This window comes from Serratia sp. HNCC26DJ244, from assembly GCF_057180565.1.
The window spans coordinates 84,991-109,037 of record NZ_JBXUGO010000004.1 but is presented as its reverse complement, the minus strand read 5'-3'; the positions used below and the strand labels follow the sequence as shown (position 1 = coordinate 109,037).

20 protein-coding genes and 7 tRNA genes are annotated in these 24,047 nt (G+C 50.1%); 12 read left to right on the top strand and 15 right to left on the bottom strand.

All coding sequences use genetic code 11. The features are described 5' to 3' along the window. Positions 1-407: 407 nt before the first annotated feature. Positions 408-1,652, top strand: coding sequence for a DUF1479 domain-containing protein (locus AC2A06_RS04945; RefSeq protein ID WP_484379553.1), 1,245 nt, complete (start codon positions 408-410; stop codon positions 1,650-1,652). A gap of 102 nt (positions 1,653-1,754) precedes the next feature. Here AC2A06_RS04945 and AC2A06_RS04940 read toward each other — a convergent pair whose 3' ends face one another. The 7 genes from AC2A06_RS04940 to gltX form a co-directional block, all read right to left on the bottom strand. After that, complete coding sequence (locus tag AC2A06_RS04940) at positions 1,755-2,081, bottom strand: DUF2502 domain-containing protein (RefSeq protein ID WP_023491288.1); 327 nt, start codon at positions 2,079-2,081, stop codon at positions 1,755-1,757. A gap of 153 nt (positions 2,082-2,234) precedes the next feature. Beyond that, the gene (glk, locus tag AC2A06_RS04935) at positions 2,235-3,197 is read right to left on the bottom strand and encodes a glucokinase (protein ID WP_473197313.1); all 963 of its coding nucleotides are present in this window, start codon (positions 3,195-3,197) and stop codon (positions 2,235-2,237) included. Between the two features lie 191 nt (positions 3,198-3,388). Continuing rightward, positions 3,389-4,081 carry an aspartate/glutamate racemase family protein gene (locus AC2A06_RS04930; RefSeq protein WP_473197312.1) on the bottom strand — a complete coding sequence of 231 codons (693 nt, stop codon included), beginning with the start codon at positions 4,079-4,081 and terminating at the stop codon, positions 3,389-3,391. 127 nt (positions 4,082-4,208) lie between these two features. Beyond that, the gene (locus tag AC2A06_RS04925; protein WP_473197311.1) at positions 4,209-5,447 is read right to left on the bottom strand and encodes an Nramp family divalent metal transporter; all 1,239 of its coding nucleotides are present in this window, start codon (positions 5,445-5,447) and stop codon (positions 4,209-4,211) included. 399 nt (positions 5,448-5,846) lie between these two features. Then, positions 5,847-5,922 (bottom strand) — tRNA-Ala (locus AC2A06_RS04920). Between the two features lie 58 nt (positions 5,923-5,980). Next, positions 5,981-6,056: transfer RNA gene (locus AC2A06_RS04915), tRNA-Ala, on the bottom strand. 202 nt (positions 6,057-6,258) lie between these two features. Beyond that, complete coding sequence (gene gltX, locus AC2A06_RS04910) at positions 6,259-7,674, bottom strand: glutamate--tRNA ligase (protein ID WP_037384097.1); 1,416 nt, start codon at positions 7,672-7,674, stop codon at positions 6,259-6,261. A gap of 265 nt (positions 7,675-7,939) precedes the next feature. On the opposite strand from gltX, the gene AC2A06_RS04905 reads away from it, so the two are divergent. The 6 genes from AC2A06_RS04905 (at position 7,940) to AC2A06_RS04880 (ending at position 10,310) form a co-directional block, all read left to right on the top strand. Further along, positions 7,940-8,015, top strand: a tRNA-Val gene (locus AC2A06_RS04905). 30 nt (positions 8,016-8,045) lie between these two features. Then, positions 8,046-8,121, top strand: a tRNA-Val gene (locus tag AC2A06_RS04900). Positions 8,122-8,160: 39 nt separating this feature from the next. Next, positions 8,161-8,236: transfer RNA gene (locus tag AC2A06_RS04895), tRNA-Val, on the top strand. 69 nt (positions 8,237-8,305) lie between these two features. Beyond that, positions 8,306-8,381: transfer RNA gene (locus AC2A06_RS04890), tRNA-Lys, on the top strand. A 131-nt stretch (positions 8,382-8,512) separates the two neighbouring features. Continuing rightward, positions 8,513-8,651: transfer RNA gene (locus AC2A06_RS04885), tRNA-Lys, on the top strand. Positions 8,652-8,903: 252 nt separating this feature from the next. Further along, positions 8,904-10,310: an 8-oxoguanine deaminase gene (locus AC2A06_RS04880; protein ID WP_484379552.1), complete on the top strand. Its 1,407-nt coding sequence runs from the start codon at positions 8,904-8,906 to the stop codon at positions 10,308-10,310. 74 nt (positions 10,311-10,384) lie between these two features. On the opposite strand, the gene AC2A06_RS04875 is transcribed toward AC2A06_RS04880, so the two are convergent. The 3 genes from AC2A06_RS04875 to zipA form a co-directional block, all read right to left on the bottom strand. Next, positions 10,385-10,609 carry a DUF3820 family protein gene (locus AC2A06_RS04875; protein ID WP_023491077.1) on the bottom strand — a complete coding sequence of 75 codons (225 nt, stop codon included), beginning with the start codon at positions 10,607-10,609 and terminating at the stop codon, positions 10,385-10,387. Next, the gene (ligA, locus tag AC2A06_RS04870; RefSeq protein ID WP_484379551.1) at positions 10,609-12,630 is read right to left on the bottom strand and encodes an NAD-dependent DNA ligase LigA; all 2,022 of its coding nucleotides are present in this window, start codon (positions 12,628-12,630) and stop codon (positions 10,609-10,611) included. Before ligA ends, AC2A06_RS04875 begins: the two co-directional genes overlap by 1 nt. A 166-nt stretch (positions 12,631-12,796) precedes the next feature. Then, positions 12,797-13,759, bottom strand: a complete 963-nt coding sequence (gene zipA, locus AC2A06_RS04865) for a cell division protein ZipA (protein ID WP_484379550.1) — start codon at positions 13,757-13,759, stop codon at positions 12,797-12,799. Between the two features lie 221 nt (positions 13,760-13,980). On the opposite strand from zipA, the gene cysZ reads away from it, so the two are divergent. The 5 genes from cysZ to crr all read left to right on the top strand — a co-directional run bounded on the left by cysZ (position 13,981) and on the right by crr (position 19,047). Next, the gene (cysZ, locus tag AC2A06_RS04860; RefSeq protein WP_484379549.1) at positions 13,981-14,739 is read left to right on the top strand and encodes a sulfate transporter CysZ; all 759 of its coding nucleotides are present in this window, start codon (positions 13,981-13,983) and stop codon (positions 14,737-14,739) included. 345 nt (positions 14,740-15,084) lie between these two features. After that, positions 15,085-16,053, top strand: a complete 969-nt coding sequence (gene cysK, locus AC2A06_RS04855) for a cysteine synthase A (RefSeq protein WP_484379548.1) — start codon at positions 15,085-15,087, stop codon at positions 16,051-16,053. Between the two features lie 403 nt (positions 16,054-16,456). Continuing rightward, entirely contained in the window at positions 16,457-16,714 is a 258-nt protein-coding gene (gene ptsH / locus AC2A06_RS04850) for a phosphocarrier protein Hpr (protein ID WP_023491070.1), read from the top strand. A 46-nt stretch (positions 16,715-16,760) separates the two neighbouring features. After that, complete coding sequence (ptsI, locus tag AC2A06_RS04845) at positions 16,761-18,488, top strand: phosphoenolpyruvate-protein phosphotransferase PtsI (RefSeq protein WP_023491069.1); 1,728 nt, start codon at positions 16,761-16,763, stop codon at positions 18,486-18,488. Between the two features lie 49 nt (positions 18,489-18,537). After that, positions 18,538-19,047: a PTS glucose transporter subunit IIA gene (gene crr, locus AC2A06_RS04840; protein WP_023491068.1), complete on the top strand. Its 510-nt coding sequence runs from the start codon at positions 18,538-18,540 to the stop codon at positions 19,045-19,047. A 163-nt stretch (positions 19,048-19,210) separates the two neighbouring features. On the opposite strand, the gene cysM is transcribed toward crr, so the two are convergent. The 5 genes from cysM to AC2A06_RS04815 all read right to left on the bottom strand — a co-directional run bounded on the left by cysM (position 19,211) and on the right by AC2A06_RS04815 (position 23,968). Next, a complete protein-coding gene (cysM, locus tag AC2A06_RS04835) occupies positions 19,211-20,092 on the bottom strand; it encodes a cysteine synthase CysM (protein ID WP_484379547.1) in 882 nt (293 codons plus the stop codon). A 66-nt stretch (positions 20,093-20,158) separates the two neighbouring features. Next, positions 20,159-21,247 (bottom strand): sulfate/thiosulfate ABC transporter ATP-binding protein CysA, encoded by a 1,089-nt coding sequence (cysA, locus tag AC2A06_RS04830; RefSeq protein ID WP_484379546.1) that lies wholly within the window; start codon positions 21,245-21,247, stop codon positions 20,159-20,161. Then, the gene (gene cysW, locus AC2A06_RS04825) at positions 21,244-22,110 is read right to left on the bottom strand and encodes a sulfate/thiosulfate ABC transporter permease CysW (protein WP_023492614.1); all 867 of its coding nucleotides are present in this window, start codon (positions 22,108-22,110) and stop codon (positions 21,244-21,246) included. Before cysW ends, cysA begins: the two co-directional genes overlap by 4 nt. Next, entirely contained in the window at positions 22,110-22,943 is an 834-nt protein-coding gene (cysT, locus tag AC2A06_RS04820) for a sulfate/thiosulfate ABC transporter permease CysT (protein WP_023492613.1), read from the bottom strand. Before cysT ends, cysW begins: the two co-directional genes overlap by 1 nt. Continuing rightward, positions 22,943-23,968, bottom strand: coding sequence for a sulfate ABC transporter substrate-binding protein (locus AC2A06_RS04815; RefSeq protein WP_484379545.1), 1,026 nt, complete (start codon positions 23,966-23,968; stop codon positions 22,943-22,945). The genes cysT and AC2A06_RS04815 overlap by 1 nt, the downstream gene beginning before the upstream one ends. Between the last annotated feature and the right edge of the window lie 79 nt (positions 23,969-24,047).

Genomic DNA, 24,047 nt, shown 5'->3' with positions numbered 1-24,047 from the left:
GTTGACCACTGAGTGGCCAGTGTTTGAACATATCCCACCGCCGTAAGGGTGTCGAGTCCCCCCAATAAAAATTTTTTCCGGCTTGATGCCAGGGCTCAGCAGCGCTGTATCCCTTAGCCAGGCGTTGATGACCAACAGGCTTTTTGCACTTAGCCCCAGACTGAGAATAAAGATTGACGAAACCCCTGCCAAAAACTGACATAACCTTCGAATAACGAAATAGGGAAATTTTGAATGAAACTCCTCCCTTTATTTCCCCTTAATAAAGCCGGATAATGGTTAACGTAAAAATAACAAAACATCAACCTTCTCTCTGTACCCAGTGCATTCAAGTTGAGGTCAAACTCCCCGCGTCTTAAATGACAATGGGTATGCCCTCGCTCAAAGACTACCCAAGGAGAACACCCATGGCTGCCTTACTTATCGATGACATTCCTGCCGCAATAAAGACGGTCAAACAGCAGTTACGCCAAGCGCTACCTAACTACCGTGAAGTCTTCCTAGCTCTGGAAGATGATATTCGCCAGCAGGTTGATCAAATCCGTCTGGAACTAGCAAATGGTCAGCAGGCGGTTCCTCAGCTTGATGCTGAAGATATTCTCCAGCATCGCGTCAGCGAGCAACAAATCGCATTAATTAAACAACGCGGCGTCTGTTCGATTCGTGGTGTATTTCCACCAAGCCAGGCGGAAAACTGGAATCAGGAGATCGGCGATTATCTGGAGCGCAATAACTTCGTTGAGCGGCTAAAGAACGCCGCCGAAGATAACTACTTCGGTAAACTGGAAGCTAAAAAACCACAAATATATGGTATCTACTGGTCAAAACCACAAGTTGAAGCCCGCCAGCACCAACGTATGCACGCCGTACAGGTGTTTCTCAATAGCCTGTGGGAAACGGAAAGCAACGGTAAACAGCACTTTGACCCCACCCGTGTCACGACTTATGCTGACCGTACCCGTCGCCGCCCGCCAAACTCCTCATCACTGGGGCTTTCCCCGCACGTGGACAGTGGCACAATCGAGCGCTGGCTGGATGAAAATTTCCGCTACGTCTATCGCCATGTATTTTCTGGCCATTGGCAGCAGTATGATCCTTTTGCTGCCGATGGTCGTACCGAAGTACGAGAAATCGCCTCACCGGCGGTGTGTTCAATGTTCCGAACCTTTCAGGGCTGGACGGCATTAACACCACAACGTACCCATGCTGGCACACTCAATGTGGTACCGATCGCCAATGCCATGGCTTATATCCTGTTGCGTGCGTTACAAGATGATGTGGCTGAAGATGATTTATGTGATGCAGCACCAGGGCGTGCCTTGTCAATATCAGAGAAATGGCATCCCCTTTTATTACAAGGATTATCCCCTATTCCCGACCTGGAACCCGGAGATACGGTATTTTGGCACTGTGATGTGATTCATTCTGTTGAAAATGAGCACCATGGTGAATTTGACAGTAACGTCATGTACATTGCCGCAGCACCCGGGTGTAAGAAAAATGATGCCTACTTGCAGCGGCAGTTGCCTAGCTTTCTGTCAGGTAAAACGCCACCCGATTTCGCTGCAGATGATTTTGAAGTGGATTTTATTGGCCGTGCCGGTGTTGAGATGTTGACCCCGCTGGGCAAAGCTCAGTTAGGTATCAAGTAATAGCCAGGCTGCCTAACCACGGCAGCCATTAAACAAAATGAACCTTCCCTCACCACCGGGCTCCCCCTTGCCGTTTCAATGGTGACGGGTATTGGCCAGTCATTATCTACGTGGGCCTTTCGGACCACGATAATAATACCCTGGTGGCGGCATACGGTAATGTGGCCGTGAATGCCACTCCCGTGGTGGAGGCCCATAATAGTAGCCCCGTGGCGGCTGGGCATACTGCGGTGGCGCATAATGGTGATGATGCCGATGCCTCCTAGGTGGTTCACGCCAGTAGTCACCATCCCAGTAATAGCCACGTGCATCACGATCCCCCACATGCAGTGACAGACCGGGCACGTTAACACCGATGGATACCTCCGCATGAGTCACCATCGGCAGGGCCGATGATAGCAACATCCCCAGTAACAATGCTTTTCTCATTAACTCAACCCCTACAGAATGGAATCTGCCTGTTCAGCCATTACTGTAGCGCCACCACAGCGCGCATACTAGAGGGAAAAAGCCCAATTACCTGTTTCAGACGTATTCTTCACTATTTCTGCACAATGTTGGCCTCCTTGTCCGAAGGATCGCCTACAAATGCATGCCCAAGCTTTGACGCAAATGGGCCCCCGCCCCTAATAAGCCCGGTTGAGGGTGAGTGATCATAAATACAGGAATTTCCTGCACATACTCTCTAAAACGGCCCTTATCTTCAAACGCTGCGCGAAACCCGGAAGCCTTAAAAAACGCCAAGAAACGTGGCACAATGCCGCCAGCAATATACACGCCGCCAAACGTTCCCAAGTTCAGTGCCAGGTTGCCACCAAAACGCCCCATCATTACACAAAACAGCGATAATGCGCGGCGACAATCGGTACAGCTATCCGCTAACGCTCGCTCAGTAATATCTTGCGGTTTCAGCGCTTCCGGTTGACGCTGGTCCGCCTTGACAATGGCTCGGTACAGATTCACCAGCCCAGGGCCAGACAAGACCCGCTCAGCCGAAACGCGGCCTACTTCGGCTCGCAGCACCTGTAAGATGCTGTGCTCTTCGTCGCTGTTTGGTGCTAAATCGACATGCCCCCCTTCCCCGGGCAAACTGACCCAGCGCTGGTTAACCGGTACCAAATGCGCCACGCCCAAACCCGTACCGGCGCCATACACCGCGATGGGTTTATCTTTACGCGCTTTACCACCGCCAAACTGCAAAACATCAGACTCCGACAACATCGGGATTGCCATGGAAACTGCGGTAAAATCGTTAATCACTTCCAGATGATTAAGCCCCAGATTAGCTTTCATCTGTTTAATTGAAAAAGCCCAGCTATGATTGGTCATCGCGACCCAATCATCTGTAACCGGGCAAGCAATGGCAATACAGGCATTTTCAACACACTGCTGCTGCTCAGCCAGGTAGTGACCAACCACCGCCTCAAGGCTGTCAAACTCCAGGCCGGAGTAAGTTTTATCCTGGGTAATCTCACCCGTTTCAAGCGTACACAACGCCAGACGGGCATTTGTACCGCCCACATCACCTACGAGAGCATAGGTCATTGATATTTTCTCCCTAATCAGTAAAGCAAAACGGTATACACAGTAAAAGCATATCGCTAAACATCCCCTCTCCATTCAGCCCTCAGGCTCCAATAGCGAACCCGATCACAAAAAATGTTTCGCGCAGCACGATTTTCAACCATCTATTGGGCTGTTATTGCTTGTTGATGCTTAAGACAGTCAAGGGAGGGTCAGCTCAGTGCATACCTGGCTGCGGCATAGGCGTGAATTGCCGTGGTATCGAAGACCGGCACCGTGGCATCTTGGGCACCAACCAGGAGGCTAATCTCAGTACAACCAAAAATGATCCCTTCAGCACCCTGCTGTTCCAGTTTACTGATAATCCGCTGGTACTCCGCCCGAGAAGGCGCAAGAATATTACCCAAACACAGCTCTTGATAAATAATACGGTGGATAATCTCACGGTCCGCAGCGTCCGGCGTGATGACCTCAAGGCCAAATTTATCCTGCAGACGCCCACGGTAAAAATCCTGCTCCATGGTAAAACGCGTGCCTAACAACCCGATACGGCGGATATCTTGTTGGCATACCTGCTCTGCGGTGGCATCCGCAATATGGATTAACGGTAAGCCACTGGCTTGCTCTACGGCATCCGCTACCTTATGCATGGTGTTGGTGCAAATGACAATGGCCTCAGCACCTGCGGCACGCAGCGCGCTGGCGGCGGATGCTAACAGGCGCCCGGCCCCGTCCCAATCCCCTTGATGTTGCAACCGCTCCACTTCGTGAAAATCCACGCTATAAAGCACAATTTTTGCCGAATGGAGACCGCCAAGCTGAGTTTTTACCTGCTCATTAATCATGCGATAATACGGTATGGTGGATTCCCAGCTCATTCCACCTAATAAGCCCAGTACCTTCATTTTTCTCTTCTCACTGTTATTAACCCCATCAACCAAACATTACTCGAGAACGAGCAATCTGACGACATCATTATGTTAAGTGAGAATATTGGTCATCACTGAAGAAAAGCATGGTTGTAACGATGGTCTAAAAAAGACTACTCACCAGTAAGTAACCATTCAACCCCACCACCACCACCACGATGGAAATACCGATGTATTGGATGGTGCGGCTGTTAACCATCTCCCCCATCAGTTGGCGATTACCGGTAAACACCAGCAACGGTACCAGCGCCAGAGCAATCCCAAAGCTCAGTAGGACCTGGCTGAGTACCAGTACCCGTGTTGCGTCCATCCCCAGCATAATGACAATAAACGATGGCAACATGGTAACCACACGTCGTACCCATAGGGGAATGTAAAAACGAATAAACCCTTGCATCACCACCTGCCCCGCCAGTGTTCCCACCACGGTGGAGGAGAGACCCGCAGCCAGCAAGCTCAAGCCAAAAATGGTTGCCGCTGCGTTGCCCAGCAACGGTTGTAATGTCAGATAGGCTTGATCAAGATCGACAATGCCAGTGTGACCATTAAAGTGAAATGCCGCAGCAGCGGTCGCCATCATCGCCAGGTTAACAAAACCGGCAATGGTCATGGCGATAGCGACGTCTACTTTGGTTGCTGCATAACGCTCAGCTTTAGAGTCTTTACCGGCATTCTGCGTCAATGACGAATGCAGATAGATCACATGAGGCATGATAGTCGCCCCCAGCACCCCGGCCGCCAGAAACACGGCATCGCTATTGGGTAAATCCGGTATCGCCATGCCCTTCAATACCCCACTCAATTGGGGCTGAGAAAAGGCCAATTCGACAATGTAAGCCGCAGCCACAAACAGCAGCAGGCCACCAATAACCAGTTCCAGTGGCTTTTGATCGCGTCTTTGCAACATCAGGATCAGGAACGTGGCAATAGCGGTCAGGACGGTCCCCTGTAGCAACGAGACCCCCAGTAGCATTTTAAAACCGATGGCCGCACCGATAAACTCGGCCAGATCAGTGGCCATAGCGATAATTTCTGCTTGTACCCAATAGGCCCAAACTACCGGACGAGGGAAACGATCACGAATATGTTCAGCCAGGTTTTTATTGGTCGCAATGCCGAGCTTGGCGGAAAGCAACTGGATCAACATCGCCATGACATTGGCCCATACCACTACCCACAGCAAGGTATAGCCAAAAGAAGCACCGGACTGAATATTAGTGGCGAAGTTACCGGGGTCAATATAGCCAATAGCCGCAATAAACGCAGGCCCCATCAGAGAAAGTTTGATCTTTCTCGACCTACGGATCGATGTTGTTTCATTCACTGTGCGACTGTTCAGCATTGTCTGAACCCCTTGTTAATGATTCCCTGCCATATACTTTTGCACTAATGATAATAATTATCAAACGCATTTATCGTGTTAATACTTATCGCTGCGATAACCAATAAGCCAAAGCTTATTCATGGATCGCACTAAACCTTGCTGTTTTACTGACTGAGTATGGCAACACCCAGCTAAAAATACACACATAAGTAACATTAGTCGTTACATTTAAACCAATGATTAACATTTTATTGCTGGCGCGACTTTAGTCAGCATTCTGTCTACTGGCATCGCCGGCCTGGTATTAGGTTGTTAACATAGGAAAATGCCCGGTTAAACTCACCGGGTATTCTTCATATTGGAAAGTAGAATGCGCTAAAAGCAAAAAGCCGACTTAAAGTCGGCTTTTTAGAATGATGGTGGAGCTAGACGGGATCGAACCGTCGACCTCTTGCATGCCATGCAAGCGCTCTCCCAGCTGAGCTATAACCCCACAAAGTGCTACGCATTAACCGGCGTTACGGTGTTCACCGACTCTTTATAAAAGAGTTTGGTGGAGCTAGACGGGATCGAACCGTCGACCTCTTGCATGCCATGCAAGCGCTCTCCCAGCTGAGCTATAGCCCCAATCCACAATAACAAAATTCAGTGAACGGGGCGCATAATATGAAACCCCTGAAACAGTGTCAACGGCTAAATTGAATTACTCGATCAAGCGCTGAAAAAGCCACCACGTCAACACCATTAATGCGAAAAAATCACCTTACCCGCTCAACAGCATAAAGCTCAGCCGATCACTTCTCTGGGCTTTATCTGTTGCTGGTCTGACTTAAGCCTGGGCTTCACGCTGCGCAATATACGCCAACGCCTGGTCAATACGCTTAAGCGACCGTGCCTGACCGATAGCATGCACGGTCACATCCATACCTGGCGACTGACTGACACCCGTAACGGCAACGCGCAATGGCATCCCGACCTTACCCATGCCTAACCCCAGTTCATCTGCGCTTCCCTGAATCGCATCATGTACATTTTCTGGTGTCCAGGTCGTGATCGCCGCCAGTTTGGCACGAACCACCTCCAAAGGTTGCCGAGCTACCGGGCGCAAATGCTTCTTGGCAGCATCCGCATCAAACTCACTAAAATCTTGATAGAAGTAATGGCAAGATTCCGCCATCTCCTTCAACGTTTTGCAACGTTCTCCCAGCAACTTAACGATATCTTTAAGTTCTGGGCCATTGCGGGTCTCAATCCCTTGCTGCTCAATATGCCACGCCAGATAGACCGCCACCTCTTCTGCTGGTAGGTGGTTAATATAGTGATGGTTTAGCCACTGTAGCTTCTCTGTGTTGAAAGCACTGGCCGATTTATTAATCGCGTCCAGTGTGAACAGTTGCTTCATTTCGTCAATCGAGAAGATCTCCTGATCACCGTGTGACCAGCCCAAACGCACCAGATAGTTCAGCAGCGCCTGCGGCAGATAGCCATCATCACGGTACTGCATCACGCTCACTGCACCATGGCGTTTAGACAATTTCTTGCCATCATCCCCCAGGATCATCGACACATGGGCATATTCCGGTACTGGCGCGCCCAGTGCTTTCAGGATATTAATCTGGCGCGGGGTATTATTGATATGGTCTTCACCACGGATCACATGGGTAATTTCCATATCCCAGTCATCGATCACCACACAGAAGTTATAGGTTGGTGCGCCATCGGTACGGCGGATAATCAGATCATCCAATTCCTGATTACTAAACTCTATAGGACCGCGGATTTTATCGTCAAAAATGACCGAGCCTTGTTGCGGATTGCGAAAACGCACCACATAAGGTTCATCAGCAGTATGGCTACACTCACTATCACGGCAACGGCCGTCATAACGTGGTTTTTCGCCATCGGTCATTTGCTGCTCACGTAATGCCTCCAGCCGCTCTTTGGAGCAGTAGCATTTATAGGCGGTTCCCTGCTGCAGCATTTCATCGATCACCGCATTGTAGCGATCAAAACGCTTGGTTTGAAAATAGGGGCCTTCATCCCAATCCAGATTTAACCAGTTCATGCCATCCATAATTGCGTCGATAGCCTCCTGGGTTGAGCGTTCGAGATCAGTATCTTCAATACGCAGTACAAACTCACCACCGTTATGGCGGCTAAACAACCAGGAATAGAGCGCAGTACGGGCACCACCGACATGAAGATAGCCGGTAGGGCTAGGGGCAAAGCGGGTTTTAATTTTCATTGGGTTCACAGCCTTATTATGCAACGCTTCTCGGCAGAGTACCGATAATTGCTCGGAATTTAAAAAGTGGACGTCATTCTACCACTCCATGACAATTCCTCAACGATGGCAGATTATCGCCACCGCTCATTGAACGCGCTTTACACGCTCTCGCTTTTCCTTTGGCGATATGAGCCTTGCCTAATTTTGCGGCGAACAAATAAAAACGCTTTAAAAACCGTTGACTCACTTTCAACTATCCCTATAATGCGACTCCATCAAGACGGGGCGATTAGCTCAGTTGGTAGAGCATCTCCTTTACACGGAGGGGGTCGGCGGTTCGAGCCCGTCATCGCCCACCATCTCGTCTGATAGTTTAAATGAGAATATGAGGGTGATTAGCTCAGTTGGTAGAGCATCTCCTTTACACGGAGGGGGTCGGCGGTTCGAGCCCGTCATCACCCACCATCATTTTCTCAGGGTTGTACCCGTAGTCAGTTATATTGTGGGTGATTAGCTCAGTTGGTAGAGCATCTCCTTTACACGGAGGGGGTCGGCGGTTCGAGCCCGTCATCACCCACCACAATCTGACTCGGATTTGCACAGTTTTGAATAGTAGTAACCATGTCTTGAGCAGTTAGCTCACTAATATGGGTCGTTAGCTCAGTCGGTAGAGCAGTTGACTTTTAATCAATTGGTCGCAGGTTCGAATCCTGCACGACCCACCATCTCTCTATACTCATCAGATATTTCGTATTCTCTCAACCTCATAGATCCCACGAATCAATCCTGCACTCCAAATGATTTGCACAGTTTTAAATAGTAGTAACCATGTCTTGAGCAGTTAGCTCACTAATATGGGTCGTTAGCTCAGTCGGTAGAGCAGTTGACTTTTAATCAATTGGTCGCAGGTTCGAGCCGAGCGTAGCGAGACGACAACGCGCAGCGTTGCCCGCAGGGCGAGGCCGAAGGCCGAGTCAATCCTGCACGACCCACCATCTCTCTTAATAGCACTCAACCATTCCCTAAACACTCAACCTTACAGATCCTACGAACTTATCCCCACCACCCCACAATTAAACGCAACTATTTAGCCACTCTCGCTATTTAATTTTACTTATTGGCATTTTCGTCGGCGCAGTCAAACAGTTGTCATCCATGTTCTACGATACTAGGTGCAACAACTCGCACTCAAAACTGCTTAGCCAAGCGCATTTAATCAAGGAAACATGATGGATGGAAAAGAGAGAATGGCAACCTCGCTGGCCGAGGTGAAAGCCCATGCTGCACTCCCTACTGTTGGGCAAACGCTACTGCTAAAAAATGCTGACCTGCTAGTAACAATGGATGAAGATCGCCGGGAAATTAAAAAAGGCTGCCTGTTTATCAAAGGCAATACCATTGTGGCGGTAGGCACTGAAAACGAAGTGCCGCAAACAGCAGACCGCGTTATCGATCTTAAAGGTCATATTGTGATCCCTGGCCTGATTAACACCCATCACCATATGTACCAAAGTTTGACCCGCGTGATCCCAGATGCACAGAATGGTGAACTGTTCAAATGGCTGACCGCGCTCTACCCTATCTGGGAAAAACTGACCCCGGAAATGATGAAAGTCGCCACCAAAACCGCGATGGCCGAGTTAATGCTTTCTGGCTGTACCACTTCCAGTGATCACCAATATGTTTACCCCAATGGCATCAAGCTGGATGACAGTATTGAAGCTGCTCAGGAGATTGGGATGCGCTTCCACGCCTGTCGCGGCAGTATGAGTGTGGGACGTAAGCAAGGTGGTTTACCGCCTGACTCCATTGTTGAAAATGAAAATGCAATCCTTAAAGACACGCAAAGAGTGATTGAACAGTTTCACGATGCCAGTCGCGGGGCAATGATCCGTATCGTGGTTGCCCCCTGTTCACCTTTCTCGGTGAGTGAGCAACTGATGCGCGACTCGGCAAAACTGGCACGCACCTATGGCGTGTCGCTGCATACACATCTGGCAGAAAACGTCAGCGATATTGAATATAGCCAAAAAACCTTCAATAAAACCCCGGCTCAGTATGTGGAAGATCTCGAATGGGTCGGCCATGACGTATGGCATGCGCACTGTGTAAAACTCGACGACTACGGTATCAAGCTGTTTGCTCGTACCGGTACCGGGGTAGCGCATTGCCCATGCTCCAATATGCGCCTGGGGTCGGGTATTGCACCGATTCGCCAGATGCTTGATGCTGGCATGCATGTTGGCCTTGGCGTTGATGGCTCTGCCTCCAACGACAGTGCCGACATGATAGCGGAAGTACGCCAGGCATTATTATTACAGCGCGTCGGTTTTGGCCCGGAAGCACTCACTGCCCGTGAAGCATTGGAGATTGCCACCTTGGGTGGAGCTAAAAACCTTAACCGTGACGATATCGGTTCACTGGCACCCAGCATGATGGCTGATATTGCCGTGTTCAATCTCAATAATATCGGCTTGGCTGGCGCACAGCACGATCCCCTCGCAGCACTGGTATTTTGTAACCCAGGGAAAGTGGCCTACAACATCATCAATGGCCGCATCGTGGTGGAGAATGGGAAAGTGGTAACGGTAGATATGCCGCTGGTGATCGAGCAGCACAATCGCCTGGCACAACAGTTGGTTACTGGCTCGTGATCTCCACGCCATGTAAAAATAGGACACTACCCGTTGCCAGACCTATCTGTTATTGAATATATACCCACCGTATATTACTGCGGTGGGTTTCTCTTCAACGGTTTAACCAGATAGTCCAATCCTTCAATTTTAATCGCCAGCGTCATTTCCATCAGCATGCCCAACTTACCATTGGGAAATTCACCCTTGCGGGCAAACCACAGCAGATACTCCTCCGGTAAATCAATCAATGCCCTGCCCTGATACTTACCAAAAGGCATAATGGTGTTGGCGATCTCAATCAGGTTCTCTTTTTCCATCAGGCACCTAACAGGCGGATCATTTCCGCTTCGTCGATCACCTTGATACCCAGCTCCTGAGCCTTGGCCAACTTGGAACCGGCTGCCTCACCAGCAATCACCAGATCAGTTTTTTTAGAAACACTTCCGCTGACCTTGGCACCTAACGCCGTGAGTCGATCTTTAGCTTCATCGCGAGAAAGCTGGCTGAGCGAGCCTGTCAACACCACGGTTTTACCGGCGAACGGGCTGTCTATCTCTTCGGCAACAATCACCACCGGCGCTGGCCAATGAATACCTACCGCTGGGCTGATCAGCTCGGCAATCACCTGTTGGTTATGCGCTTCAGCAAAGAAATTCACCACATGACGTGCTACGATCTCCCCAACATCTGGCACCTGTTTTAGCGAATCCAAGGTTGCCGCTTGCAGGCTTTCTAACGAACCAAAATGTGCCGCCAGATTGGCTGCTGTCGCTTCACCCACCTCACGAATACCAAGCGCATACAGGAAGCGAGCAAAGGTGGTTTGTTTGGCAGCCTCTAATGCATTAACCAGGTTCTGTGCGGATTTAGGCCCCATTCGATCCAAACCGGTGAGCAAACCCGCCGAAAGATGGAACAGATCAGCCGGATTTTTGACATACTCTTTATCCACCAGTTGTTCGATGATTTTATCGCCCATACCATCAACATCCAGCGCACGACGGGAAACAAAATGCTTCAATGCTTCTTTGCGCTGAGCGGCACAGAACAAACCACCGGTACAACGAGCAACCGCTTCCCCTTCTACCCGTTCGATATCAGACCCACAAACCGGGCAATGGCATGGAAACACCACTTCACGCGCATCCAGTGGGCGGTTTTCTGTTATCACCCCCACCACTTGCGGGATCACATCCCCCGCACGACGCACAATCACGGTGTCGCCAATACGCAGGCCGAGGCGTTCAATTTCATCGGCATTATGTAATGTGGCATTGCTGACCACCACACCCGCCACCTGTACCGGTTCCAAACGTGCCACTGGCGTGATGGCCCCAGTACGGCCAACCTGGAACTCCACTTCGCGCACTAGCGTAATCTGTTCTTGTGCCGGAAATTTGAATGCCGTCGCCCAACGTGGTGCCCGGGCAACAAAACCCAAGGCTTCCTGCAAGTCGATATCATCAACCTTGACCACCACACCATCAATATCAAAGCCAAGATGAGAACGCGCTGCTTCTACCTGGTGATAAAATGCCAGCACCTCTGCACTGCCAGTACAAAGTTTGACTTGATTACTGACAGGCAACCCCCAGTCTCTGAATTGCATCAGGCGTTGCCAATGGCTGCGCGGCAATTCGCCCCCTTCCAGCACCCCTACCCCGTAACAAAAAAAGGTCAACGGTCGCTTGGCGGTAATGCGTGGATCAAGCTGACGCAGTGAACCTGCAGCCGCATTACGCGGATTGGCGAAAATCTTTCCGTCTTTACGCCGTGCCTCCTGGTTCATCTGTTCAAAACCGGCCTGTGGCATAAACACTTCACCGCGCACTTCTAAGCGGCGTGGAATATCGGCTCCAGTCAAACGCAGCGGAATGGCGCGGATAGTACGCACATTGGCAGTAATGTTCTCGCCGGTGGTACCATCGCCACGAGTGGCCGCTTGTACTAGCTCACCATTCTCATACAGCAGACTCACCGCCAACCCATCCAGCTTCAGCTCACAACAAAAGGTTAGCGCTTCACTGCTTTTCAAGCGATCCTGCACACGCTTGTAAAATGCCAGATAGCTCTCTTCATCAAAAACGTTATCCAACGACAACATCGGAACTTCATGGCGCACCTGTTCAAAGGCGGTCAACGGTGCCGCACCGACTCGTTGTGTGGGTGAGTCTGCGGTGACCAGTTCTGGATGTGCCGCTTCCAACTCACGCAGTTGATGCATCAGGCGATCATATTCCGCATCTGGGATCTGTGGTGCATCAAGTACGTGATACTGATATTCGTGGTGGCGTAATGAGGTTCGTAGTTGATTGATTGTTTCGTTAATCGAGGCCATGACCCACCATTAAAGATAAAAAACCCCCGGCTGGCGGAGGTTTAGAGTTGTTAACAAAAGAACAGTTTTGCCAGCAAACTATCGAAGATTTGCACCACGATACCCGTTGGCTCACCCTAGTTGTCAGTCACGCCCCCCATCAGGAATGGGGGAACGCTGCAATTTATCAGGACCTGCTTTCCAACACTGCTCGGATGCGGGCTTTATAGGTTTCCAACTTTTGTGGTGTCATCAGATGGCGTTCATCATCCAATACCACACCACCGACATCATCAGCAATACGCTGGGCCGACTGCAGCATCAGCTTGAAATTTTGACTGGCGTCACCATAAGACGGCACCATCATAAATATTGATACACCCGGTGTAGAAAAGTCTGACATGGCTTCAGGATCAAAAGAACCCGGTTTGACCATATTAGCTAAGCTGAATAACACAGGGCCACTCCCGGCCGGGCTGATATGACGGTGGAAAATGCCCATTTCGCCAAACTGAAAACCCGCCTGCAAGATGCTCTGTAGCAACAACTCACCGCCAATCAGGCCCCCATGATGTGCCGATACATGCAACACCAGAACTGTCTCTGCCCGTTTTGCTGATTTTACCGGTTCTTGAGCCGGCTGTGAGGACGGTGATACTTCAGCCACTTTTGTTTCTGCTTTAGACTGATGCAGCGGTTCCGTTGGCTGGGAGACTGGCGATAAATCTTCACGCTGAGGCTCACGATGTGATGCTGATAACGGCTGCTGATGAGCGTCGTCATTCTGCCCGTAGTTATCCAGCAGAATATCACCATTATCCTGCTGCGCTGCCAATGGCTCAGACTGATATATGTCTGACGAAGAGGAGTCAACGGTCTGTGGGGAGATCGCGGGTTCTTCGTGTTCCGTATCAAAACGCCCTATTGTCGGCTCACTCTGCGAACGAGTGGAACGAATACGAACCTCTCCTACGCCTTCGTCAGGATCATCAAGTGGGGTTAGCTCACGCTCGTTTTTGGCACGTTTTATTGGGCGATCACGAAAAATTGACGAGCGTTCTTTACGGCTGGTCCACAACCCATGCAATAACAACGCTATTATGGCGATCGCGCCAACAACGATTAATATAAGACGCAAATCCTGCATCATTGCTATCTCTAGTTGTTTCGATACATTGCCACCACGGCAAACATTCACTCTTTAACTTTATTTGCCTGCAGGCACAAGTGCAAGCCCGGACTGAACTTTATGACCATAAAGATGATGATATTGCATTTTTTTGCTTCTTTTTCAGCCAATCACACCCTAGCAAGAAAAAACTCATCCCGATATGATAGCGCTGCCCATTCAGATGAAGAGATAAACTTAACATGTCCTATATGCAGCCTCCAGCCAAACCCCACAGCGGTATACATTATTTTACCGAAGGGTGGCGACTGATTTCACGCCCGGGGATCAAACGCTATGTCGTCTTACCATTGCTGGTCAATGTGCTGCTGATGGGGTCCGCTTTCTGGTGGCTATTCAGCCAGTTAGGCCAGTGGATCCCAAGCCTCATGAGCCATATACCGAGCTGGTTGCAATGGTTAAGCTACTTGCTCTGGCCACTGACGGTGGTGACAGTTTTATTGGTATTCAGCTATCTGTTCAGCACCATCACCAACCTGATCTCCGCACCGTTTTGCGGTTTACTGGCGGAACAGTTGGAAAAAAGCCTCACCGGTCAACCTCTGCCGGACACCGGTATACTTGGGATCGTTAAAGATCTGCCACGTATCATGTCCCGTGAGTGGCGCAAACTGATGTACTACCTGCCACGTGCGTTAGTCCTGGTATTGCTTTTTTTCGTACCAGGCATCGGCCAAACCGTCGCACCGCTATTATGGTTTCTGTTCAGTGCCTGGATGTTAGCAATTCAATACTGTGACTACCCTTTTGATAACCACAAAATCAGTTTTGCCGATATGCGCAAAGCCTTGCGTGCACGCAGAGCCGATAATCTGCAGTTTGGTGCCTTGGTGAGCCTCTTCACCATGATCCCGATCCTCAATCTGGTGATCCTGCCCGTCGCGGTATGTGGTGCAACGGCAATGTGGGTGGACCACTATCGTGCGCAATTCGTCCGCTAGAGACTCTGTGGTATGGAGAGTGCCATAAAGTCGACCAAAGGAAGGAACTGACAAAAACGCATATTTTCTCCCTGTCCGCAGCCGATAACGCGCTGACAGGGAGAAAAAGTACCCAATTAGACGTTGTAGTTAATGCCCAACATCACGGTAGTCTCACTGTAGCTTGTCGGATAAGCAACCAGGTTTATTTGCATTGCTACTAACTCCGTTACAGCGCGAATGATTAGGGGTATAAAACTTATTTCTTAATAACATATCGTTATAGCAATTCCTTTCTTCCCTGCTGGCAGAGTTAGCGTATGCTCTGTATGTTCCCTAAATTTTCATAGAGTTAAAGGAAGGGCTATGAGCAAGATATATGAAGATAACTCATTAACAATCGGCCATACGCCGCTGGTTCGCCTGAACCGTATCGGCAACGGGCGTATTCTCGCCAAAGTTGAGTCTCGTAACCCGAGTTTCAGTGTCAAATGCCGTATCGGTGCCAATATGATCTGGGATGCCGAAAAACGCGGCATTCTAACCCCGGGTAAAGAACTGGTCGAACCTACCAGCGGTAACACCGGGATTGCACTGGCTTTTGTCGCCGCTGCTCGCGGTTATCCGTTAACCTTGACCATGCCTGAAACCATGAGTATTGAGCGTCGTAAACTGCTCAAAGCCCTGGGTGCCAAACTGGTGCTGACGGAAGGTGCTAAAGGCATGAAAGGGGCGATAGCCAAAGCCGAAGAGATTGTGGCAACCGATCCTGGCCGCTATATCTTGCTGCAACAGTTCAGTAACCCCGCCAACCCAGCGATTCATGAAAAAACCACTGGGCCTGAAATCTGGGCAGATACCGACGGCAAAGTCGATGTGTTTATCGCCGGCGTTGGCACCGGTGGCACCTTGACTGGCGTCAGCCGTTACATCAAGAACACGCAAGGCAAGGCGATTATCAGTGTAGCGGTTGAACCCACTGACTCACCCGTAATCAGCCAGGCACGAGCTGGTGCTGAAATCAAACCCGGTCCACACAAAATCCAAGGCATCGGTGCCGGTTTCATTCCAGATAACCTGGACCTGAGCCTGATAGATCGCGTTGAACAAGTCACTAACGATGATGCAATTGCCATGGCTCGGCGGTTAATGGAAGAAGAAGGCATACTGGCGGGGATTTCATCAGGGGCCGCCGTCGCAGCCGCAGCCAAACTCGCCGCAGAGCCAGATTTTGCTGACAAGACCATTGTGGTTATTCTGCCTTCCTCGGGTGAACGTTATTTAAGCACTGCGCTATTCGCCGATTTGTTTACCGAACAAGAGTTACAGCAATAGACTAAATGGCTCAAAAAACGCTCAAAAAGCATCCTTTCGGGTGCTTTTTTGTGGTCTACTTCAAAGTTTACACTACTTGAAGATTGCTTTTAGCGGCTGGCTTTAGTATTTAACCGAGCAATTATTTTGGTGCATAAAATTAATCGCCTTCCTGCTATTGTTTCAGCTGAATCGATTTACCCATTTGTCGCTTCAGTAGAAAACACGGCATAATAAGAAGCTGATTCAAACGACGTCGCAAGTTAAGTTTTTTGATCTGAACTGCCTAAAGCGTCGTTTTTTGTTGCATCAACCCTTGCCCCTGTAACAACATAGTCAGGCGCTAAACAGACAAGCTAAAATGACGCCTTCAGGCTAAACTTTAGCTCCACAACATTAATCCTAATAAGTTGGGGAAATACCAATGTTCCAGCAAGAAGTTACTATCACCGCACCTAATGGTCTGCATACCCGCCCTGCTGCTCAGTTCGTTAAAGAAGCCAAAGGCTTCGTGTCTGACATTTCTGTGACTTCCAATGGCAAAAGCGCTAGCGCCAAAAGTCTGTTTAAACTGCAAACGCTGGGTCTGACTCAAGGGACCGTAGTCACCATCGAAGCCACCGGTGAAGATGAGCAAAAAGCCGTTGAGCATTTGGTAAAACTGATGGCAGAGCTTGAATAAACAGCTCGTCTTTTTAGTTAACACCAGTCATGAGTAAGGTAGGGTTATGATTTCAGGCATTTTAGTATCACCGGGTATTGCTTTTGGTAAGGCGCTCTTACTGAAAGAAGATGAGATTGTCATCAACCGGAAAAAAATCTCGGCGGACCAGGTTGAACAAGAGGTCTCACGTTTTCTGGCTGGCCGAGCCAAGGCTTCTGAACAGTTGGAGGTGATCAAGACCAAAGCGGGCGAGACCTTCGGCGAAGAGAAAGAAGCTATCTTCGAAGGCCACATCATGCTGTTGGAAGACGAAGAACTTGAACAGGAAATCATAGCCCTCATCAAAGACAATCTGGCCTCTGCTGATGCTGCGGCTTACAACGTGATCGAAGGCCAGGCGAAAGCACTGGAAGAACTGGATGATGAGTACCTGAAAGAGCGCGCAGCCGATGTGCGCGATATTGGCAAGCGTTTGTTGCGCAATATCCTGGGTATGCCCATTGTCGATTTAAGCGCCATTCAGGACCAAGTCATTCTGGTGGCTGCTGACCTGACCCCTTCCGAAACTGCACAATTAAACCTGGATAAAGTACTGGGTTTTATTACTGACCTGGGGGGCCGGACTTCTCACACCTCGATCATGGCGCGTTCTTTGGAATTACCGGCTATCGTCGGCACCAGCGACGTGACTACGCAGGTGAAAAATGACGATTATCTGATCCTGGATGCCGTCAATAACCATATTTACGTCAACCCCACAGCAGATGTTATCGAACAGCTTAAAGCTATTCACAATCAATACGTCTCTGAAAAAAACGAGTTGGCTAAACTGAAAGACCTGCCAGCCATCACGCTGGATGGGCACCAGGTTGAAGTCTGCGCTAACATTGGTACCGTGCGTGATGTCGCGGGTGCTGAGCGTAACGGCGCGGAAGGTGTCGGCCTGTATCGTACCGAGTTTCTGTTTATGGACCGCGATTCTCTGCCAACAGAAGATGAACAGTTCCTGGCGTATAAAGCGGTTGCACAAGCCATGGGCTCTCAGGCAGTGATCGTCCGTACCATGGATATCGGTGGTGATAAAGACTTACCGTATATGAACCTGCCAAAGGAAGAGAACCCATTCCTTGGCTGGCGTGCGATCCGCATCGCGATGGACCGCCGGGAAATCCTGCACGCACAACTGCGCGCTATTCTGCGAGCTTCTGCATTTGGTAAACTGCGTATCATGTTCCCCATGATCATCTCAGTTGAAGAAGTGCGCGACCTGAAAGGCGAATTGGAAACCTTGAAGGCGCAACTACGGCAGGAAGGCAAAGAGTTTGACGAATCCATTGAAGTGGGTGTGATGGTCGAAACACCAGCTGCTGCTGTGGTTGCTCACCATCTGGCGAAGGAAGTTGACTTCTTTAGTATTGGGACAAACGATCTTACCCAGTATACTCTAGCGGTAGATCGCGGTAATGAGCTGATTTCTCATCTTTACAACCCGATGTCTCCATCTGTATTAGGTCTGATTAAACAGGTCATTGACGCATCTCATGCGCAAGGCAAGTGGACCGGTATGTGTGGTGAGCTTGCGGGGGATGAGCGTGCTACACTGTTGTTATTGGGCATGGGGCTGGATGAATTCAGTATGAGTTCGATTTCAATCCCACGCATCAAGAAAATTATTCGTAACACGAACTTCGAAGATGTGAAAGCATTAGCCGCGCAAGCCTTGGCACAACCCACGGCGAAAGAATTGATGGATTGCGTAGATAAATTCATCGAAGAAAATACACGCTGCTAAACTGCTACGACACTGGAAAGCCGCCCAATTTAATACTTAGGAGAAGATCATGGGGTTGTTCGATAAACTGAAATCTCTGGTTTCTGATGACAAAAAAGATACCGGCACAATTGAGATCGTTGCTCCAATTTCTGGCGAAATCGTCAATATCGAAGATGTACCAGATGTAGTATTCGCTGAGAAAATCGTTGGTGATGGTATTGCTATCAAACCCGCTGGCAACAAGATGGTCGCCCCAGTGGATGGGACCATCGGTAAAATTTTCGAAACCAACCATGCGTTTTCTATCGAATCCGACAGCGGTATTGAGCTGTTTGTTCACTTTGGTATTGACACTGTAGAGCTGAAAGGCGAAGGCTTTAAGCGCATCGCGGAAGAAGGCCAACGTGTCAAGAAAGGGGATGTGGTGATCGAGTTTGATCTGCCGCTGTTGGAAGAGAAAGCTAAATCAACCTTGACGCCAGTTGTTATCTCCAACATGGATGAGATCAAAGAGTTGATCAAACTGTCCGGTAGCGTAGTTGTGGGCGAAACCCCGATTATCCGCATCAAGAAGTAACTGTCGTCTGTCGTAATGTCACTAAACCCCATGTTTACATGGGGTTTAAATTTATATCCCCGCCCTACTCAACTCCCACTACGTTTAAGATCAACTGCGCTGAGCCCTGTTCTTACCCCTGTCCAAAAAAGTAAATATTGGGCCCCCCAGTACTAACAAACCGTTAATCAAAGACACCCGTAGAGAGGTAGCGATCGCCACGATCACAGATAATCGCCACAATCACACTACCGGGGTTGCCCTGCGCCATACGCAATGCACCCGCAACTGCGCCACCAGAACTGACACCACAAAAGATCCCTTCCTGCTGAGCTAATTGGCGCATGGTTTGCTCTGCGTCACTTTGGCTCATATCCAGCACCTGATCGACCAACTCCGGGCGGAAAATCCCCGGCATGTAGCCCGGTGACCAGCGGCGAATACCCGGAATACTGCTGCCGGGCGCAGGTTGTAACCCGATAATTTGTACCTGCGGGTTTTGGCTTTTCAGGTATTCCCCCACCCCGGTAATGGTGCCGGTGGTTCCCATACTGGAGACAAAATGGGTGATACGACCCGCGCTCTGCTGCCAAATTTCTGGGCCAGTGGTGGTAAAATGCGCATAGGGGTTAGCCAGGTTATTAAACTGATCCAGCACCACCCCTAGCCCTTGTTGTTGCATTTCCAGCGCCAGATCTCGTGCCCCTTCCATCCCTTGCTCTCGGGTCACCAGTATCAGCTCGGCACCATAAGCTTTCATCGCCGCCTGGCGTTCGATGCTCATATTATCCGGCATGATTAATTTCAGGGCGTACCCCTTCATCGCACAAATCATTGCCAGTGCGATCCCGGTATTGCCACTGGTTGCTTCAATAATCTGATGCCCGGGTTTAAGCCCACCACACTGTTCCGCTTGCTGGATCATCGCCAGTGCGGCACGATCTTTCACCGAACCTGCTGGGTTATTCCCTTCCAGTTTAACCCAGATTTCACTGCCTGAACCTTCAGCCAAGCGTTGTAGTTTTACTAATGGCGTATTGCCAATGCATTGTTCCAGAATCGTCACTCTTATTGCCCATATCATGTAAAAGGCAACCTGAGGTTGCCTTAAAATAGAGATAACAAAAAACTATCAGGCGATCTTGGCTAACTCAACCGGTTGTAATAGTTGTTCACCGGCATAGAGGCGCGCATTAAGACTCCCTACATAGTAGCGGTCACCACGAGCGGGAGTGATATGACCGATTGGTAACACCACCGTGATGGGCTCTTGATGCCAACCTATCGGTTGTACCGTCAATTGCCAGAAGTGACCACGGGGGCTCACTTCCAAAACTTGCACCGGTAATGGGCAGCGCTCACTGCTTTTGCTGCTAAGCTCCATCTCCCAAGGGCGTAAGAACAGATCAACCGGCCCCTGATAAATGGGTTGGAAAGAGAGTGGCCAATGGTGAGCCCCAACAAACAGCTGGGTCCCGCGAATTTCGCCATGCAGGCGATTCACTTCCCCCATAAATTCCAGCACAAAGCGGCTGGCAGGCTCACGCATAATCTCAACCGGGGAGCCGACTTGCTCAATATTCCCCTGACTCATCACCACAATGCGGTCCGCTACTTCCATCGCTTCTTCCTGATCGTGGGTGACAAACACACTGGTAAATTTCAGCTCTTCATGCAACTGGCGCAACCAGGTGCGCAGCTCTTTGCGCACCTGGGCATCCAAGGCACCAAAAGGTTCATCCAACAGCAGGATCTGCGGTTCCACGGCCAATGCACGCGCCAAGGCCACACGCTGTTTTTGTCCACCAGAAAGCTGGGACGGATAGCGGTTAGCTAAATGGCTCAGTTGGACCATTGCCAGCAACTGCTCAACCCGCTGTTTGATTGCCGTGCTATTCGGGCGCTCACGGCGTGGCAGCACCGTTAAACCAAAGGCAATATTGTCAAACACCGTCATATGGCGAAACAAGGCATAATGCTGAAACACAAAACCGACACGGCGATCACGCGCATGCATGCGGCTCACATCGGTACCGTGAAACCCCAGTTTGCCACCACTTTGGGTTTCCAACCCGGCGATAATGCGCAGCAAGGTGGTTTTGCCAGAACCCGAAGGCCCCAATAACGCCACCATCTCACCAGAAGGAATAACCAGCGAGATATCGTTCAATACTTTGGTACGACCAAAAAACTTATTGATACCACCAATCTCAATACTCATAGTTCCTCCTGTTCGAGACGAATATTTTGACGAGCCAAGCGCCATTGCAAGGCACTTTTCAGAAATAGTGTCACTATTGCCATTAAGGTCAGCAAAGCCGCCGCCGTAAATGCCCCTGCAGTGTTGTAATCCTGATGCAGTAATTCAACCTGCAGCGGCAATGTATAGGTTTCACCACGAATGGCACCGGAAACCACCGAGACCGCACCAAATTCACCAATCGCGCGGGCATTGGTCAGCACCACCCCATACAACAGCGCCCAACGAATATTTGGCAGGGTTACGCGGCGAAACATCTGCCAACCAGAAGCGCCAAGCAACACTGCCGCTTCATCTTCCTGACTTCCCTGGCTCATCATCAATGGCACCAGTTCGCGCACCACAAACGGGCAGGTGACAAATACCGTTACCAACACCATACCGGGCCAGGCAAACATCAATTGCAAGTCATGGGCCTCAAGCCAACCCCCTAGCGGCCCATTACTGCCGTAGAACAGCAGATACAACAAGCCAGCCACCACCGGCGATACAGCAAACGGCATATCGAACAGCGTCAACAGCAACTGGCGGCCAGGGAAAGTAAAACGTGTCACCAACCAGGCCAGCAAGGTACCAAACAGCAGATTGACCGGAACCGTGATTAATGCCACCAGCAGCGTCAGCCAGATAGCATGTAACATGTCCCGGTCAGCCAGGTTATGCCCTACCGCAGCGATACCCGAAGAGAATGCTTCAATGAAAATCATCGCCATCGGCACTACTAGTAGTAGGATCGAAAACAGCACGCCCACCAAGATCAGTAACCATTTAAGCCCATTGATGCGCGGGCGTGTTGCCTCATCTACAGCAATAAGATCGGCCATCAGCGCCCTCCAATCCGCCGACCAAAGCGGCTCTGCAATGTGTTAATTGCAAACAGTAACAGCAGTGATACCGCCAAAATCACCGAGGCAATGGCACTGGCCGCCGGGTAGTCGAACTCCTGTAACCGCACAAAAATCATCAAAGAAGTTACTTCCGTTTTCCAGGCGATATTGCCTGCAATGAAGATCACTGCGCCAAACTCACCGAGACTACGGGTAAATGACAGCGCCGTACCCGCTAACAATGCAGGAGCCACTTCAGGCAAAACCACCAACCGAAAGCTCTGCCAACGGTTCGCTCCCAAGGTTTCCGCTGCCTCTTCATATTCTGGGCCCAGCTCTTCCAACACTGGCTGCACAGTGCGCACCACAAAAGGAATACTGGTGAACGCCATCGCCACCGCTATCCCTAGCCAGGTAAAGGAAACCTTGATATCGAAATGCGCCAGCCACTGACCATACCAACCGGTGGTGGAAAACAACCCGGCCAGGGTCAAGCCCGCCACCGCCGTCGGCAATGCAAAAGGCAAATCCATCAGCCCATCAAGTAAAGCCCGGCCAGGAAACTGATAGCGCGTGAGGATCCAGGCCATCAACATGCCAAATAACGCATTAAAAATACTGGCCACCGCCGCAGCCAGTAGTGTGACTTGATAAGCGGCAACCACTTGAGGATGGGTAATAACCTGCCAATACTGTGCCAGGCTCATCTGTGCCAATTGCATCACCAATGCACTGAGCGGCAACAGTAAAATCAGGCAAGTGTAAAGCAGGCTACTCCCCAGGCTGAGAGTGAACCCGGGTAACACTCGCTTGCTGGCTATAGAAAACATCACTTACGCCCTGCTGCTAACAGTTGGTCCAACTCCCCACCGGTTGCAAAGTGGGTACTCATCACTTGTGGCCAACCACCGAATTGCGCCTCAACGCTAAATAGTTGGGTTGCCGGGAACTGGCCTTTCGCTGCGGCCATCACCTGTGGGTCATAGACGCGGTAATAAAAGCTGCTGATAATCTGTTGCGCTGCGGGGCTGTAGAGATAATTCAGATAGGCTTTGGCGACGTTTTCGGTGCCGTTTTTTTCAACATTCTTGTCCACCCAGGCCACCGGAAACTCCGCTAAAATATTCACGTCAGGAACGATGACCTGATAGTTCCCCTCACCGTATTGTTTGCGGATGTTATTCACTTCAGATTCAAAACTGATAAGCACATCCCCCAAACCACGTTCAACAAAAGTGGTGGTTGCTCCCCTGCCTCCGGTGTCAAACACCACCACATTTTTCAGCAAGCGGGTCATAAACTCACGGACTGCGGCCTGATTGTGATCGGTGGCTTGGCTGGTGGCCCCCCAGGCAGCCAGGTAAGTGTAACGACCATTGCCGGAAGTCTTCGGGTTTGGGAACACTAACTTGACGTCGTCACGTACTAGATCAGCCCAGGTGTGAATCCCCTTGGGATTATCCTTACGTACCAGAAATGCCATGGTGGAATAGAACGGTGAACTGTTGTTCGGCAAGCGCTGCTGCCAGTTTTGAGGAATTAATTGCCCACGAGCGTGCAAAATCTGTACATCACTCACCTGGTTATAGGTCACGACATCAGCACGTAGCCCCTGCAAAATAGCCAAAGCCTGTTTAGATGAACCGCCATGAGACTGTTTGATGGTTAACTTGTCGCTTGGGTGTTGCTGGTTCCACTGTTGTTCAAAACCAGGGTTGAGCGCTGCAAACAATTCGCGCGACACATCATAAGAACTGTTAAGTAATTCAACTGCCGAGGCGATACCACTGCTGGTCAATAACACCACCGCCAAGTAGCCTTTCAACACTCTATTTGGGATCCAGGTATATTTCATTGTGCACCTTGTCACTCACCATCAAACCAGAAAAACGACGTTTCTATATTGACCAGTGTATGGATAACTCGATGCAGAG